General features: G+C 32.4%; 15 protein-coding genes. 8 read left to right on the top strand and 7 right to left on the bottom strand.

Annotation, left to right across the window (positions count from 1 at the left end; genetic code table 11):
* Positions 1 to 44 precede the first annotated feature (44 nt).
* Positions 45 to 869: a DUF4249 domain-containing protein gene (locus tag ACUXZJ_RS15010; protein ID WP_088420178.1), complete on the top strand. Its 825-nt coding sequence runs from the start codon at positions 45 to 47 to the stop codon at positions 867 to 869.
* A gap of 428 nt (positions 870 to 1,297) precedes the next feature.
* Here the strand turns inward: ACUXZJ_RS15010 and rplS are convergent, their stop codons facing one another.
* Positions 1,298 to 1,648: a 50S ribosomal protein L19 gene (gene rplS / locus ACUXZJ_RS15005; protein ID WP_060382762.1), complete on the bottom strand. Its 351-nt coding sequence runs from the start codon at positions 1,646 to 1,648 to the stop codon at positions 1,298 to 1,300.
* A gap of 350 nt (positions 1,649 to 1,998) precedes the next feature.
* Here rplS and ACUXZJ_RS15000 point away from each other — a divergent pair, with 350 nt between their 5' ends.
* The 3 genes from ACUXZJ_RS15000 (at position 1,999) to ACUXZJ_RS14990 (ending at position 6,649) form a co-directional block, all read left to right on the top strand.
* Positions 1,999 to 3,642 (top strand): hypothetical protein, encoded by a 1,644-nt coding sequence (locus tag ACUXZJ_RS15000; RefSeq protein WP_060382761.1) that lies wholly within the window; start codon positions 1,999 to 2,001, stop codon positions 3,640 to 3,642.
* A 267-nt stretch (positions 3,643 to 3,909) separates the two neighbouring features.
* A complete protein-coding gene (locus ACUXZJ_RS14995; protein WP_063743105.1) occupies positions 3,910 to 5,517 on the top strand; it encodes a hypothetical protein in 1,608 nt (535 codons plus the stop codon).
* A 316-nt stretch (positions 5,518 to 5,833) separates the two neighbouring features.
* Positions 5,834 to 6,649, top strand: coding sequence for an SDR family oxidoreductase (locus ACUXZJ_RS14990; RefSeq protein WP_060382759.1), 816 nt, complete (start codon positions 5,834 to 5,836; stop codon positions 6,647 to 6,649).
* A 46-nt stretch (positions 6,650 to 6,695) separates the two neighbouring features.
* Here the strand turns inward: ACUXZJ_RS14990 and trmD are convergent, their stop codons facing one another.
* The 4 genes from trmD to ACUXZJ_RS14970 form a co-directional block, all read right to left on the bottom strand.
* A complete protein-coding gene (gene trmD, locus ACUXZJ_RS14985) occupies positions 6,696 to 7,373 on the bottom strand; it encodes a tRNA (guanosine(37)-N1)-methyltransferase TrmD (protein ID WP_060382758.1) in 678 nt (225 codons plus the stop codon).
* Between the two features lie 74 nt (positions 7,374 to 7,447).
* Positions 7,448 to 7,891, bottom strand: a complete 444-nt coding sequence (locus tag ACUXZJ_RS14980) for a DUF1569 domain-containing protein (RefSeq protein WP_060382757.1) — start codon at positions 7,889 to 7,891, stop codon at positions 7,448 to 7,450.
* Between the two features lie 54 nt (positions 7,892 to 7,945).
* Positions 7,946 to 8,743, bottom strand: a complete 798-nt coding sequence (locus ACUXZJ_RS14975; protein ID WP_060382756.1) for a class I SAM-dependent methyltransferase — start codon at positions 8,741 to 8,743, stop codon at positions 7,946 to 7,948.
* Positions 8,744 to 8,746: 3 nt separating this feature from the next.
* Positions 8,747 to 9,205 carry a GNAT family N-acetyltransferase gene (locus ACUXZJ_RS14970; RefSeq protein ID WP_060382755.1) on the bottom strand — a complete coding sequence of 153 codons (459 nt, stop codon included), beginning with the start codon at positions 9,203 to 9,205 and terminating at the stop codon, positions 8,747 to 8,749.
* Positions 9,206 to 9,254: 49 nt separating this feature from the next.
* On the opposite strand from ACUXZJ_RS14970, the gene ACUXZJ_RS14965 reads away from it, so the two are divergent.
* Positions 9,255 to 10,187 carry a peptidylprolyl isomerase gene (locus ACUXZJ_RS14965; RefSeq protein WP_063743104.1) on the top strand — a complete coding sequence of 311 codons (933 nt, stop codon included), beginning with the start codon at positions 9,255 to 9,257 and terminating at the stop codon, positions 10,185 to 10,187.
* Between the two features lie 89 nt (positions 10,188 to 10,276).
* Positions 10,277 to 10,582 carry a c-type cytochrome gene (locus tag ACUXZJ_RS14960; RefSeq protein ID WP_060382753.1) on the top strand — a complete coding sequence of 102 codons (306 nt, stop codon included), beginning with the start codon at positions 10,277 to 10,279 and terminating at the stop codon, positions 10,580 to 10,582.
* Positions 10,583 to 10,641: 59 nt separating this feature from the next.
* Here ACUXZJ_RS14960 and ACUXZJ_RS14955 read toward each other — a convergent pair whose 3' ends face one another.
* Complete coding sequence (locus tag ACUXZJ_RS14955) at positions 10,642 to 11,097, bottom strand: hypothetical protein (RefSeq protein WP_060382752.1); 456 nt, start codon at positions 11,095 to 11,097, stop codon at positions 10,642 to 10,644.
* Positions 11,098 to 11,500: 403 nt separating this feature from the next.
* On the opposite strand from ACUXZJ_RS14955, the gene ACUXZJ_RS14950 reads away from it, so the two are divergent.
* Positions 11,501 to 12,058: a YeeE/YedE family protein gene (locus ACUXZJ_RS14950; protein WP_060382751.1), complete on the top strand. Its 558-nt coding sequence runs from the start codon at positions 11,501 to 11,503 to the stop codon at positions 12,056 to 12,058.
* Between the two features lie 4 nt (positions 12,059 to 12,062).
* Positions 12,063 to 12,476: a DUF6691 family protein gene (locus ACUXZJ_RS14945; RefSeq protein WP_060382750.1), complete on the top strand. Its 414-nt coding sequence runs from the start codon at positions 12,063 to 12,065 to the stop codon at positions 12,474 to 12,476.
* Positions 12,477 to 13,312: 836 nt separating this feature from the next.
* On the opposite strand, the gene ACUXZJ_RS14940 is transcribed toward ACUXZJ_RS14945, so the two are convergent.
* The gene (locus ACUXZJ_RS14940) at positions 13,313 to 14,209 is read right to left on the bottom strand and encodes an Rpn family recombination-promoting nuclease/putative transposase (RefSeq protein WP_446195392.1); all 897 of its coding nucleotides are present in this window, start codon (positions 14,207 to 14,209) and stop codon (positions 13,313 to 13,315) included.
* Positions 14,210 to 14,655 lie beyond the last annotated feature (446 nt).

Here is a 14,655-nt window from a genome sequence, read left to right as displayed (position 1 = left end):
ATAAATAAGAGTTATTTATATACACCCCATAAATTTTACACCCCATGAAAAAAATATTTTTATTTTTATATAGTTGCGTCCTTGTTTTATTCTTTGCAAATTGTGAAGACGTGGTAGATATACCTTTAGAAACTGCTACTCCTAAACTTGTAATTGACGCTAATCTTAAATGGTCTCCTAACACAACAGGACAAAACCAAACGATTAAACTGAGTCTTACTAATTCTTTTTATTCTAATAATATTTTACCTGCTAACAATGCTACAGTAACTATACAAAATACAGCTAATCAAACTTATACCTTTAATCAAGTACCTGGTACTACTGATTATGTTTGTGACAACTTTGTTCCCTTAGTAGGTCAAACCTATACCCTAAAAATAATTTATCAAGGTGATGTTTATACTGCTAGTAATACCTTACTTGCTACACCTAAAATAATTGAAATTAAACAAGAAAATCAAAAAGGAGTGAACGGAAAAGATCAAATACGAATTAAAGGTTTTTTTCAAGATAATGGAAAAGAAAAAAATTATTATTTATTTAAAATAGATAATAGCAAAATTGCTTTTCCTGAATATAGATTACTAGATGATAAATTTTCTCAAGGAAATGTTATGTTTGGTCTTTTTTATGATGAAATAGAATCTAATGATAAAATAAAAATCAGTATACAAAGTATTACTGAAAAACATTTTTATTATATGAGTAAATTGCTCAGTATCTCAGGACAAAATGGGGGAGGACCTTTTAGTACACCTCCTGCAACTTTACGAGGAAACATTATTAATCAAACCCATAATGATCGTTTTCCTTTTGGCTATTTTAATTTAAGCGAGGTATCATCAGAAGATTATATTGTAAAATAAGAACAAAATTCTATTAATTGAGTTTAATTTATTCGTTTGGATAAACTAAATAAATGAAAAATTAAAACAATCAGATGATATTAATCTTACATTCTTTCTGGTGTTAAAATCTTGTTTTTGATAGATTAGGTTAATGGAGGATGTAATAGTAAGGGATTTTTACAAACAAAACATTAGATTTTTATAATCATTTAAAAAAAGAAACACATTGACAGTTTTCCAAGAACAAAACGAGAGAAAATTTTAAAAGGCATGATTTTTTTGCAATGGAAACAGAAGATAAAATCATTAAGAATTTGCTTCGTTTTGTAAAAAAGTAAGTGAGATAATATTTCTAGTTATTTAATTTCTATTCTTTCTATTGTTTTATTGAAAACTAAAATAAAAAAGCTCCGAATTTCGGAGCTTTTTTATCGGTTAAAGAAAGATTATTTACGGCTTTCTTTGATTTTAGCTTTTTTACCAGTAAGGTTTCTGAAGTAGAAAATACGAGCTCTACGAACTTTACCTTTTTGGTTAACTTCGATTTTTTGTAATGCTGGCATGTTGACAGGGAAGATACGCTCAACACCTACAGCACCTGACATTTTACGGATTGTAAAAGTTTCAGTTGCACCAGTACCTCTTCTTTGAATTACTACTCCTTTAAAGAACTGAGTTCTAGTTTTTTCTCCCTCTTTAATTTCATAGTACACAGTGATAGTATCACCTGCTTTAAATGAAGGAAAATCATTTTTTGCAACTAATTCGTTGTTTACGAAATCTAATAAACTTGACATTTTTATAAAAATTATAAGTTAAAACCTGAGCAACATACACGATTCTCGCCAGAGGTTGGTCAAACTAAGCCGCAAATATAATTATTCTGTTTTAAAAAGACAATTCAATTTGGATAGAATTTATTTTAAGATTCTTGTTTTATAAAAAAATAGTGTTTTTTGAATATTTATAAATTTAAAATAATTGATTTATAAAAACTTTATAGATATACACCATTTATAAAAACTTAAATGTTAAATCTTTTTTTTATGTTTTTTATTTAAGTGTTTGTTTTATAGTGTTTTGAATCTTTTTTTGTGTATTTCTGTATTTAAACAGTAATTTTGTTGAACATTAAAAAAATAAAAATATGAATAGAAAATTACTTAAAACATTATTTTTTTTCTTTGTTTCGTCTTATTCTTTTGGTCAAGTAGGGATTGGAACAGACCAGCCTAGAGGAGCATTAGAGATAAAATCATCTACAAACGGTTTTGTACCTCCTCAAGTAGCTCTAACTTCTTCGAATGCGTCAGCTCCAGTAGTAAATCCGCAAGGAGGAGGAGCACCTGTAACAGGAACCATTGTATATAACACAGCAACAGCGGGAACAGCACCAAATAATGTGGTGCCTGGATTTTATTATTGGAATGGTGCAAGTTGGTTGTTATTAACAAGCCAAGCTAGTTCAGGTCCCTCACAATGGACAATAACAGGAAATTCGGGAACATCAGCTTCTACTAATTTCGTAGGAACTACAGATGCAGTTGACTTTGTAACACGTACTAATAATACAGAAAGTATGAGGGTAACAAGTACAGGCAATGTAGGGATAGGATCAACAAGTCCATTGGGTAAATTTCAAGTTAATAACGGAGGTTCTGCAATAAGTGGAATGTCAGTAAGAGCTTTAGCTGATTGGGATGCGGTTTCTATATCTCATGATGGAAGCACAGGCTATATTAACGCAGCAGGCGTTGAAAACGGTCTTGTTTTTAGAACCAACTCAATTGCTTCGGGCGATTATTTATCTAATGCTTATACCGAGCGAATGAGATTGTTAAGTAATGGGAATTTAGGTATCGGAACGGCATCTCCTGCGAGCAAACTTGATGTAGCGGCTGGAACAACAGGGGTTCAAACGGTTGTAAATGCAACAGGAAATATTAATGATTTTCTTCAATTTAATGTTCAAAATACAAGTTCAGGGCTTCAAGCTCAAAGCGGATATTCAGCTACAGCTAATAATGGTACAGCTACTTCTGGTTTTGTTTGGATGGGAATTAATAATTCAGGTTTTAATTTTCCCACAGCGTATAATATAGGAGGAGCAAATGATGTATCTTATATAGGAAGCGGACAAGATATGCACATTGCTAATGCAAATAATACAAAATCAATAATCTTTTCCACAGGAACTGCCTCAACTCCTTTTTTTAACGAAAGGATGAGGGTTACTAATGCAGGAAATGTAGGGATAGGAACTACTAATCCTACAACAAAATTACACATTAGTAGTGCAGGTTCTCCCGCATTAAGAATTGTAGACGGTAGTGAAGGTAGTGGTAAAATGTTAGTTTCCGATGCAAATGGAAATGCTACTTGGCAATCTAGTAATTTACCCTTAATTTCTGCCTTTCAGGGTATGGTAATACCTATATGTGCTAATGTGTCGGTAAATTCAACGGGTTCTTTTGTAACAAGCATAAGTGGTGTAAATACCACAGTAACTTGGACGGTATTGTCAAAACAAACCTCTAATGCTAGTTTTCCAATAACTGCAGAAAGATTACAGGTTAGGTATAATTTTTCACCACAATTACCATTCAACCCTAAGGGAATCATATTTAATGCTCTTAACAATAGCGGATACCCTGATACCTTTTCGTTAAACTATGCTGCAAAATCGCAATCTTCCATTACCGTTAATATTACCCGAAATGATACACTTGGAAATGGAACAGTATCTTGCTGGGCAGGTCAATTTTACTTCGATGTTATGGTTATGAATTAAAGGATATAAAAACGAAAGATTACTTTTTTGATCCATTTTAAATTACAATAGTTTTATTTTTTTATACCATAATAAGATAAAAAAAGCAAAATAGTAAGAAAATGATGAAGTGTAACAAAGATAAAATAGTACTGCTAGGTCTTTATTATTTGCGTTTTTAAGAATAAAAATATAAATAAGTTTGAGCAATACTATATATTGTAGAAAATTTGTATATTTCGTAAATATTGAAAGATATTTTTATAGATTATTAAAAACAATAAGTATATGGGTGTGAAATTACTTAAAACATTATTTTTTTTCTTTGTTTCGTCTTATTCTTTTGGTCAAGTAGGGATTGGAACAGACCAACCTAGAGGAGCATTAGAGATAAATTCATCTACAAACGGTTTTGTTCCTCCTCAAGTAGCTCTAACTTCTTCGAATGCGTCAGCTCCAGTAGTAAATCCGCAAGGAGGAGGAGCACCTGTAACAGGAACCATTGTATATAACACAGCAACAGCGGGAACAGCACCAAATAATGTGGTGCCTGGATTTTATTATTGGAATGGTGCAAGTTGGTTGTTATTAACAAGCCAAGCTAGTTCAGGTCCCTCACAATGGACAATAACAGGAAATTCGGGAACATCAGCTTCTACTAATTTCGTAGGAACTACAGATGCAGTTGACTTTGTAACACGTACTAATAATACAGAAAGTATGAGGGTAACAAGTACAGGCAATGTAGGGATAGGATCAACAAGTCCATTGGGTAAATTTCAAGTTAATAACGGAGGTTCTGCAATAAGTGGAATGTCAGTAAGAGCTTTAGCTGATTGGGATGCGGTTTCTATATCTCATGATGGAAGCACAGGCTATATTAACGCAGCAGGCGTTGAAAACGGTCTTGTTTTTAGAACCAACTCAATTGCTTCGGGCGATTATTTATCTAATGCTTATACCGAGCGAATGAGATTGTTAAGTAATGGGAATTTAGGTATCGGAACGGCATCTCCTGCGAGCAAACTTGATGTAGCGGCTGGAACAACAGGGGTTCAAACGGTTGTAAATGCAACAGGAAATATTAATGATTTTCTTCAATTTAATGTTCAAAATACAAGTTCAGGGCTTCAAGCTCAAAGCGGATATTCAGCTACAGCTAATAATGGTACAGCTACTTCTGGTTTTGTTTGGATGGGAATTAATAATTCAGGTTTTAACTTTCCCACAGCGTATAATATAGGAGGAGCAAATGATGTATCTTATATAGGAAGCGGACAAGATATGCACATTGCTAATGCAAATAATACAAAATCAATAATTTTTTCCACAGGAACTGCCTCAACTCCTTTTTTTAACGAAAGGATGAGGATTACTAATGCAGGAAATGTAGGGATAGGAACTAATACTCCCTCAAGAAGAGTTGAAATTAATTCAGGTACTTTAGGAACTCCTCCGATTCGTTTAACACAACAAAGAGCTAACGTTGCTGCAACATCTACAGCTGGGGATGGAACAAAAAATTTAGTGGTAGACAATAACGGTGATTTGGTAACTAAGATAAATGAAAAAAGATATACGCCTAATACCTGTTCTTGTATAGGAGCATTTCCGTATACATTACCTGCTGATTTTACTACTTATGAAGAGTATGATGGTAATTGGTCGGGTAATCTTCAAACGAATACTACTTTAGCAGATTTTATACTTCCAACAGCTGCTAATGCTATTGCGGCAGGACATAAATACGGCGATGTGATAATAATTCATAGAGGGTCATCTTATAATGTAGTCATGGGTACTACTAATACAAATCTTACAGGAGTAATTAGTTTACCAGCAAATACTTCTGTGGGCTTTGCGTTAGGATTAGATAAATGGTATAGAGTTTTTTAAAGTAAATTCTTTCGGGATTTTAGAATAAATAGATTCTTTGTTTAATGATCTATTATTTTAGAGTGATTTCTTATGATTCTTCGATAAAGAGATTCAAAAGAAATCATTCTTTTTTTAAGAAGAAAATATTTTACCGAGATTGATCCGTATTACTACACATTAGAAATTTATTATAAATAAAAATGATTCTCTTTTCCTTATCATTAAAATTATATTTATAAGAAAATATATCCGTATTTTTATTTTATTTGACCTGTTCATCTTCGTCGGAAAACTCAACACGTATAAGATTAAATATTTAAAAAAAGAAATATTAATGTCAAGAATAATATTAAAAAATAAAAAAGTGCTTATTACTGGAGGAGCTTCGGGAATAGGAAAAATAATGGTTCGGAAAGCCTTAGAACGAGGTGTATCAGAAATAATTATATGGGATATAGATAAAGAAGGCTTAGAAAAATTAAAAAAAGATTTTGCTACTTTCGAATCAAAAATAAAGATTTATACTGTTGATCTATCAAAAATAGAAGAGGTAATAACATTGGCGAATCAAATAAAAAAAGAAATAGGAATAATAGATATTTTAATAAATAATGCAGGAATTGTAGTTGGAAAACACTTTTTAGATCATACAACTAGTGAAATATCTCGTACGCTGTTGATTAATGCTGAGGCTCTGATGCAGACAACACGGGTGTTTTTACCTGGTATGTTAGCTCAAAATTATGGTGCTATTTGTAATATTGCTTCATCGGCTGGATTGGTATCCAGTCCTAAAATGTCAGTTTATGTAGCCTCTAAATGGGCAGTTGTGGGGTGGAGTGATAGCCTTAGGTTAGAGTTGCTAGAACAAACAAAAGACGTTTCTGTAACCACTATTATGCCGTATTATATTAATACAGGTATGTTTGATGGAGTTCAGTCAAAAGTATTGCCCATATTAGAACCCGAAAAAACAGCCGAAAAAATTATTTGCGCTATAGAAAAAAGAACTCGAATCCTAGCAATGCCTTTACCATACTGGTTCATTCGTTTAGCTCAAGGGATATTTCCTTTGTCTGTTTATGAATGGATTATGGATAATGTATTGGGTATTTATGATACGATGAATCATTTTAAAGGACGTAAATAAAAGTGGGACTTTGTGAAACTTTTTTGGGGTTTCACAAAGCTTCTTATCAATCATCTAAAAGATCAGGTCTTCTGTTCTTAGTGTGTTCGTATGCTTTTTCTTCACGCCATTTGTCAATATTAGCTTGGTGTCCACTAAGTAACACATCAGGCACTTTCATCCCTTTATATTCAGCGGGGCGTGTATAGATAGGAGGGGAAAGAAGATTGTCTTGGAAACTATCAGTAAGTGCTGAGGTTTCATTGCTTAAAACACCTGGTATTAGGCGTATAAGAGCATCACACAAAACAATAGCTCCAATTTCGCCGCCACTCAAAACATAATCACCTATAGATATTTCTTTTGTAATATGTAAATCGCGAACCCTTTGATCGACTCCTTTGTAGTGTCCACAAAGAATGATAATGTTTTCATACATAGACATTTTGTTTGCTAATGGCTGACGTAATGTTTCACCATCAGGAGTCATGTAAATAACTTCATCATAAGTACGTTCTTCTTTTAGTTTAGAGATACACTTATCAATAGGTTCTATCATCATTACCATACCAGCACCGCCTCCAAATTGATAATCGTCTACGCTACGACGTTTATCAGAGGTGTAATCTCTTAAATTATGAAAATGAACTTCTACTAATCCTTTTTGGATGGCTCTTTTCATGATAGAACCTTCAAAGGGGCTTTGCATAAGCTCAGGTAAAACGGTTATGATATCAATACGCATTTTTTAAATCAAAAAGTTAAAGATGGCAAAGTTACAAACTTTCTGTTAACTTTAAATGATTGTTATTTCTTGAACTATACGCCAAACTGTCTTAGATGGTGATCTAAGTGATTCCATTGGAGCTTATTCCAGTCTTCATTTGTTAATTTACCCCAAAAAGGATGAAAATTGAGTTTGATAACTTTGGTTCCGTTTTGAAAATTTCGTGTTTTTTGGATTAACTCTAACTTTACCTTTTCAAAATCGTATTTTTCTTTGAAAATAAACTGAGGAGCAGTTGGACTATTATGCTTAAATTCGTTATTTAAAACTTTGTTTTTCATTAATTTTCCTAATAAACTCATTAAAAAAGGGATTTTTAAAACTAAATCACCTGTAGCAACATCTATTGGAGCAATACAGTGTTTCATCATCTGATCTACAGTCATTTTACCCCATAAAGGTTGCGTTTCGGGCGTTAGTTTTGCAATACGATTTATTAATTCTTCATTGTCTGAAAGAGTAAAAATATTTTTCATTGAATGTTGTATTTTTATGATGTTTGTATAGAATTATGTTTTTTGTCTTAGGTACTATTTTTTACTAGCTGTTAGACTGAATATCATAGGGATTTTATTTTTTAAATGTTTAATTCTAAACTTTCCTTTTTCAAATTCTTCTGTTTGATTAAAACAATTATAAGGAGAATAATCGTATTCCTCAAAAGAATTAATCTGAAGACCATTTTTAATTAACGCATTCAATACTTCTGATGTCGGGTGATTCCACGATATGGTTTTTGTCTTTATATCAGAATCTCGATCGCCATAAGTTCCTTTTTCCTCTTCTATTATGGTTTCTATATTGAAATAATTATAGGATATTTCTTTAAAATTATTATCAAATATCCAAACAACAGGATGGAATTCTACAAAAATAAATTGACCATTAGGTTTTAAAAAATGAGAAACTACTTGAGCCCATTTATCTAAATTGGGCAACCAACCAATAGTTCCGTAGCTAGTAAAAACAAGGTCAAATTTTTCTTGAATATGATTAGGACTGTCGTATACATCACAACAAAAGAAACGTGTGTTTAATCCTAATTGAGCATTGAAAGATTGAGCGGTTTCTATTGCTTTATCAGATAAATCAATTGCTGTTACTTGTGCTCCCATTCGTTGTAAAGACATAGAGTCTTGACCAAAATGGCATTGTAAGTGCAAAATACTCTTGTTTTGAATATTTCCTAAGAGCTTTAATTCAATATCATTTAGTGTAGATTTTCCTTTTAAAAATGAAGCAGTGTCATAAAAGTCAGAATTGATATGGATGGCTGTTTTTTCGTTCCAAGTTTTTCTGTTTATTTCTAAATAATTTAAGTCTTCCATGATTTATAACTTTAGTTCCATTTGTATATCAGCCCTCACATAATCAGTTTCACCTAATGGTACTTCAATAAAATTGAATTTACGATATAAATTAAGAGCAGGAATTAGTTTAGTACTTGATAAAAGAAATATTTTTTCAGCTTTTTGAGAAATAGCATAATCAATACAAGCATTCATTAATAAAGGGCTTAATTTCATTCCTTGAAAATTTTTATCTACTGCCATTTTTGCTAATTCATAAGTAAAAGGATTTGTTTTAATCATTGCAACAGTACCTACAACGATATTGTCAATTAAACAAAAAAAGAGCATTCCCTCTTTTTGAATAATATCTTGTTCTATATTTTCAAAAGTGACAAGATCATGAGGCTCTATATGGAAATACTCTTCTAGCCATGCTTTGTTGAGTCTGATAAAATCTTCTTTATATTTAGAGGTATAGCTAACTATTTTGATGTTCATTTGAATATAAAATTGTAATTTTGTTTCTCAAATTTAATAAAATAAAGTGATGCAAGACGGTATTTACGTAAAATTTAATACTTCTAAAGGAGCTATTTTGGTGAAGCTAACACACGATTTAACTCCTGGAACTGTTGGTAACTTTGTAGGTTTAGCAGAAGGTAATTTAGAGAATTCAGTTAAGTCTCAAGGGCAAAAATATTATGACGGACTAAAGTTTCATCGTGTTATTCCTGATTTTATGATCCAAGGAGGGTGTCCTCTAGGAACAGGAACAGGTGATGCAGGATATAAATTTGATGATGAATTTCATCCTTCATTGAAGCATGATCGTCCAGGGGTGTTATCTATGGCTAACGCAGGTCCAGGTACTAATGGGTCTCAGTTTTTTATTACACATGTTGCAACGCCTTGGTTAGATGGTAAGCATACTGTTTTTGGTCATGTTATAGAAGGACAAGATGTAGTAGATGCAGTACTACAAGACGATTTAATTGAGTCAGTTGAAATTATTCGTGTAGGTGCCGAAGCTGAAAAATGGAATGCTATTGAAGCTTTTCGTACATTTGAGGGATCACGTGTAAAGAGATTAGAAGAAGCAAAACGTTTGGCAGAAGAAGCTGTAGACAAATTATCTGCAGGGTTTGAAAGAACAGAAAGCGGACTACGTTATAAAATTATTCAAAAAGGGGAAGGGAAAAAAGCAGAAAAAGGGAAAACAGTTTCTGTGCATTACCAAGGGGCTTTAGAAAACGGTCAGGTTTTTGATTCATCTTACAAAAGAAAACAACCTATCGACTTTCCATTAGGAAAGGGGTACGTGATTGAAGGATGGGACGAAGGAATAGCTTTGTTGCAAGTGGGAGATAAAGCTCGTTTTGTAATTCCATCATATCTAGGATATGGAGATAGAGGTGCTGGAGGTGTAATTCCACCTAATGCTACTTTAGTATTTGATGTAGAGTTGATGGATGTGAAATAATAATTAAATTTTACATTCGTATAATTTAAAAATCCTACCTTGAAAAAGATGGGATTTTTTTATATTTACCAAAATCAAAAAAACAGGTTATGTTAGATAAAAAAATAATAGGAGCTATCGTTTTAGGAAGCGTTCTTTTTTCATGCTCAAAAAAAGCAATTGCCCCTACTACCTCTGTAGAAAGCAAAACAGAAGTTGTTAAAGAGCTGCCTGCCGAAATTGCAGAAGGAAAATCTTTGTATGAAAACAATTGTGCTAAGTGTCATAAATTATTTCCGGCTTCAAAACATGATAAAGCAGGATGGGCTAAAACAGTTGACCGTATGACACCTAAAGCAAAAATAACAGACGAACAAAAAACCTTAGTGTATAATTATTTGACCTACGGAATGTAGTATGACTTAAATAGGGGAGTCAAGAAAACAAACTTGTTGTTTTAAATTCCCCTATTTTCTTATTTTTTTACGGTAAATCCTACAGGTATCATCAATTCGCCTCTTTCATATTTGTTTAAATAAATTAAGACTGGTTTGTTTTGTCCAGGGTAGGTTATTTCATAAATATCTAACATACCTGCGCCTATATCCGCTCTATTAGTAGGGAAAGGACAACAAGATTCTATCAGTTTGTATGAAATAATTTCTCCTTTTGGACCCGCCAAAGCATTTAAAAAACGTTTCTGATTGTTTTCCCCATCTTCTATTGAGGTAAAGCCTACATTTACAGGGTAAAACTCAGTAAAAGCATATTTTTTATCAGAGGCATTCTTTGTAATAATAAAACTATTGTGTTTCTCATCGAGTGAGGGACCAGGTATGTTATTATCTATGTTTCGAATAGTGTTTCGTGTGCTAATACAACTATTTAATAACAAAAAGGGTGTTAGTAACAAAAAGTAAAAATTTTTCATTATTCTGTTTTTTTTTACAAATATAAAAACAAAAATAGGTAAGAAAATATTCCTTTTTAGTTAAAAACTTTGTTTTTTTGAAAAAAATAATAGTAACTTTGCACCCGAAATTTTAATCCAGGCTTTTGCTTGGGTCTAGATATTTCTTTTTCATTATATTGGTTGGGTTAATAAAAGAGTTATCTTAGAATTTCATAGAAAGCACCTCAAAAGGGTGCTTTTTGATTTTCTTTAATCTAGAAAATTTAATAAAATGCAATGTATCCATTATGATGTAATTGCTTATTTTAGGAAGAGAAAATAATTGAACATATTTATAGATTTGTAGATTTTATTTTTTTTTTTTTCATAACTTTTTACCTCATCACATCATTTCTTTTATTTTTGTGTAAAAATAAAAGAAATGGAAATTTTAACTCAAACTTGGCATTGGGCTATTTCTGGGGCGTTAATAGGCCTCGTTATGTTGTTGTTAACTTATTTTGGGAAGACTTTTGGAATGTCTTCAAATCTGAGAACAATATGTTCTATGACAGGAGGTAAGAGATCAGCTGAATATTTTAATTTTGATTGGAGGGAACAAAAATGGAATTTAGCAGTAGTATTAGGGTCCATTGTAGGAGGATATATTGCCTTTCATTTTTTAGAAGGGATCCATAATGTGGAAATTAATCCTAATACAATTGTACAATTACAAAAGATGGGAATTGATGCTCCTAATGGTAAGTATTTACCTGATGCGTTATTTAGTTTAGATTCTGTTTTTACATATAAAGGATTAGGTTTGCTTTTGTTAGGAGGTTTTCTAATTGGTTTTGGAACCCCTTATGCAGGAGGATGTACTTCAGGGCATGCTATATCTGGATTAAGTAATTTACAACTACCCTCTTTAATAGCTGTAATTGGCTTTTTTTTAGGAGGATTAGTTATGGCTCATTTTATTTTACCTTTACTTTTTTAAACAAATGAAATTACTACGTTTTTTTGCAGTTGGGTTGCTTTTTGGAATAGTTTTAACAAAAGCAGAAGCCGTATCTTGGTATCGTATTTATGAAATGTTTATGTTTCAGTCATTTCACATGTATGGTATTATTTCGGTAGCCATTTTAGTAGGTGTGTTAGGAATACGACTTATCAAGAAAAAAGAGTTGACAGACGTTGAAGGGCGACCTATTTTAATCCCAGATAAGGATATTTCTGTTGTTCGTTATTTGCTGGGAGGTATCATTTTTGGTTTAGGTTGGGCTCTGGTAGGGGCGTGTCCAGGTCCTATTTTTATATTGTTAGGAACAGGAGTTCCTGCTATTTTTATCGTTCTTTTAGGGGCTCTTTTAGGAACCTTTGTATATGGGTTGTTAAAGGATAAATTGCCTCATTAAGCAACTGTTGTTAGAATATATTTACTATAGAGAGTATTTTGTATAAAATTTATTTAAATAAAAAGAGTAGATTGAAAATGTAACTTTCTTCAAGAGAATGGCGTTTTATAGAATAGCTATTTAATTTAAAAGTTTAAAGAAGAGAAGTATTCTGAAAATAATTCAATAGTTATATCATTTAAACTTAAAATATACTGGATTAAAAAGTAAAATTCTGGATATGTTTTTTCATTTTAAGAGAACTCGAACAAACGGTTGAGTATATAATTGAAATCATCGTTAGTTCGAGCGCGAAGCATATCGAGAATAATACTAATTTTTATTGATTTTGTAGGATAGTGACTAAATCAACATGCAGTTTGTCACTCCGATAACGCAAGGAGGAGCCTCGTAATCAATATTATGTGATTTCTCCCTTTGGTCGAAAAAGATTGTGAACTTTTTGGATAATCTCAAGGTTAAAAAAATACTATTATGTGGAAATTTCTAAGTTAGATGGTGTAAATAAACATCCAGTTTGTCACTCCTACGTAAGGAGGAGTTTGATAATTACCATTATGTGATTTCTCCCTTTGGTCGAAATGGCAAGATTGTGAACTTTTTGGACAGTCTCGAGGTTAAAAAAAGTATTATGAGGAAATTTCAAAGTTAGATGGTATAAAAAACCAAAATAAAATAACTTCAAAAAAAAGAGGCGTTTATGCCTCTTGTATATTCTTAAATTTTTACTTCGATGTTCCCATAGTGGATGGAACCTCAACGGTTCCGTCCAACATGGGTTTGATTGTTAGCTCTTCGAGCCCAACGAAACCTTAGCTGTTGGCGGTAGTGCCTTATTATAATTTGTTGATTTCTTCTTTGGTTAAGCCTGTTGCCTGCGTAATGATTTCTACTGAAACACCTAATCTTTTTAAGGATTTAGCCGTTTCAATTTTTCCTTCAATTTTTCCTTCAATTTTTCCTTCAATTTTTCCTTTTATTTCTCCTTCAATTAATCCTTCCATCTTTCCTTCGTCGAAAGCAGTGTCGATAACGCCTTTTAGATCTCGGTAAACTTTAAGGCTGCTCTCGTATTTGTCTAAATCTAATTGCCCGAAATTTGCCAACTCTGCTTTTTCAAAGGCTTGGGTAAATACTTCGTCTTTGAAAATTGTGGGAATATTTTGAAAATCTTCCAAGTTTTTGATGAAATATAACCATTTGTCTAAACGGGAATTTAATTGGTTTTCCTGTTTGTTAAAATTGGGCATTTCTAAGTAGATATAGGTCAGTTTATCGTAAAATACTTTTCCGTTTTGGTTTTTTAGTTTGATGGTATGTACTACTTCGCTTCTTTCGGGTTCTGTTTCGTAATCGTCGAAGGTGAAATCTAAAACACCTACGCAATAAACCGCTTTCAAGTTATAGTTCCATTCGCCTTTTTCGGCTTGTTCTCTAATGGGAAATGTGGAGTAATAGATGGTTCTTTCTTTGAAATAGTTTTGCTTGGCTTTTTGGAGTTCTACGATGAATTTTTCGCCTTTTTCGTTTTCGCAATAGATGTCGTAGATGGCTTTTCTGTCGAGGTCACTCTGCCCGAGTTGCTCGGTGTTTTTAAAAGAAAGTTCTTTGATCTGGTCATATTCTGGCAACAAGGCATTGAGGAAGTCGATAAGTAGGTTTTTACTGGCTTCTTCCCCAAATATCTTCTTAAACCCAAAATCCGTAAAGGGATTGATGTATTTTGCCTTCATGTTCTCAACTTGTTTTCTTTGTCAAATTTACAAAAAATAATCTTTGATGTTGATCTTAAATTTCGGAGGATTCTGGTTGAGTATATAATTAAAATCATCGTTCGTTCGAGCGTGAAGCGCATCGAGAACCAAGACTAATTTTTATTGCTTTTGTAGGATAGTGTCTCAACATGCAGTTTGTCACTACGTAAAGAGGAGTCTTATAATCAACATTGTGTGATTTCTCCCTTTGGTCGAAATGACAAGATTGCGAATTTTTTGGGCAGTCTCAGGGGTAAAAAAGTATTATGAGGAAATTTCAAAGTTAGATGGTATAAAAAACCAAAATAAAATAACTTCAAAAAAAAGAGGCGTTTATGCCTCTTGTATATTCTTAAATTTTTACTTCGATATTCCCATAGTGGATAGAATCTCAACGGTTCCGTCCAACATGGGTTTGATTGTTA

The organism is Flavobacterium sp. TN-1 (assembly GCF_052828645.1).
Note: the sequence above shows the minus strand (reverse complement) of the source record. Positions and strands in the feature narration are given on the sequence as shown.

Excerpts from the sequence above, each read along its gene's own strand:
- ACUXZJ_RS15010 (WP_088420178.1), top strand. The coding sequence starts at position 45 with ATGAAAAAAATATTTTTATTTTTATATAGTTGCGTCCTTGTTTTATTC.
- rplS (WP_060382762.1), bottom strand. The coding sequence starts at position 1,648 with ATGTCAAGTTTATTAGATTTCGTAAACAACGAATTAGTTGCAAAAAAT.
- ACUXZJ_RS15000 (WP_060382761.1), top strand. The coding sequence starts at position 1,999 with ATGAATAGAAAATTACTTAAAACATTATTTTTTTTCTTTGTTTCGTCT.
- ACUXZJ_RS14995 (WP_063743105.1), top strand. The coding sequence starts at position 3,910 with ATGGGTGTGAAATTACTTAAAACATTATTTTTTTTCTTTGTTTCGTCT.
- ACUXZJ_RS14990 (WP_060382759.1), top strand. The coding sequence starts at position 5,834 with ATGTCAAGAATAATATTAAAAAATAAAAAAGTGCTTATTACTGGAGGA.
- trmD (WP_060382758.1), bottom strand. The coding sequence starts at position 7,373 with ATGCGTATTGATATCATAACCGTTTTACCTGAGCTTATGCAAAGCCCC.
- ACUXZJ_RS14980 (WP_060382757.1), bottom strand. The coding sequence starts at position 7,891 with ATGAAAAATATTTTTACTCTTTCAGACAATGAAGAATTAATAAATCGT.
- ACUXZJ_RS14975 (WP_060382756.1), bottom strand. The coding sequence starts at position 8,743 with ATGGAAGACTTAAATTATTTAGAAATAAACAGAAAAACTTGGAACGAA.
- ACUXZJ_RS14970 (WP_060382755.1), bottom strand. The coding sequence starts at position 9,205 with ATGAACATCAAAATAGTTAGCTATACCTCTAAATATAAAGAAGATTTT.
- ACUXZJ_RS14965 (WP_063743104.1), top strand. The coding sequence starts at position 9,255 with ATGCAAGACGGTATTTACGTAAAATTTAATACTTCTAAAGGAGCTATT.
- ACUXZJ_RS14960 (WP_060382753.1), top strand. The coding sequence starts at position 10,277 with ATGTTAGATAAAAAAATAATAGGAGCTATCGTTTTAGGAAGCGTTCTT.
- ACUXZJ_RS14955 (WP_060382752.1), bottom strand. The coding sequence starts at position 11,097 with ATGAAAAATTTTTACTTTTTGTTACTAACACCCTTTTTGTTATTAAAT.
- ACUXZJ_RS14950 (WP_060382751.1), top strand. The coding sequence starts at position 11,501 with ATGGAAATTTTAACTCAAACTTGGCATTGGGCTATTTCTGGGGCGTTA.
- ACUXZJ_RS14945 (WP_060382750.1), top strand. The coding sequence starts at position 12,063 with ATGAAATTACTACGTTTTTTTGCAGTTGGGTTGCTTTTTGGAATAGTT.
- ACUXZJ_RS14940 (WP_446195392.1), bottom strand. The coding sequence starts at position 14,209 with ATGAAGGCAAAATACATCAATCCCTTTACGGATTTTGGGTTTAAGAAG.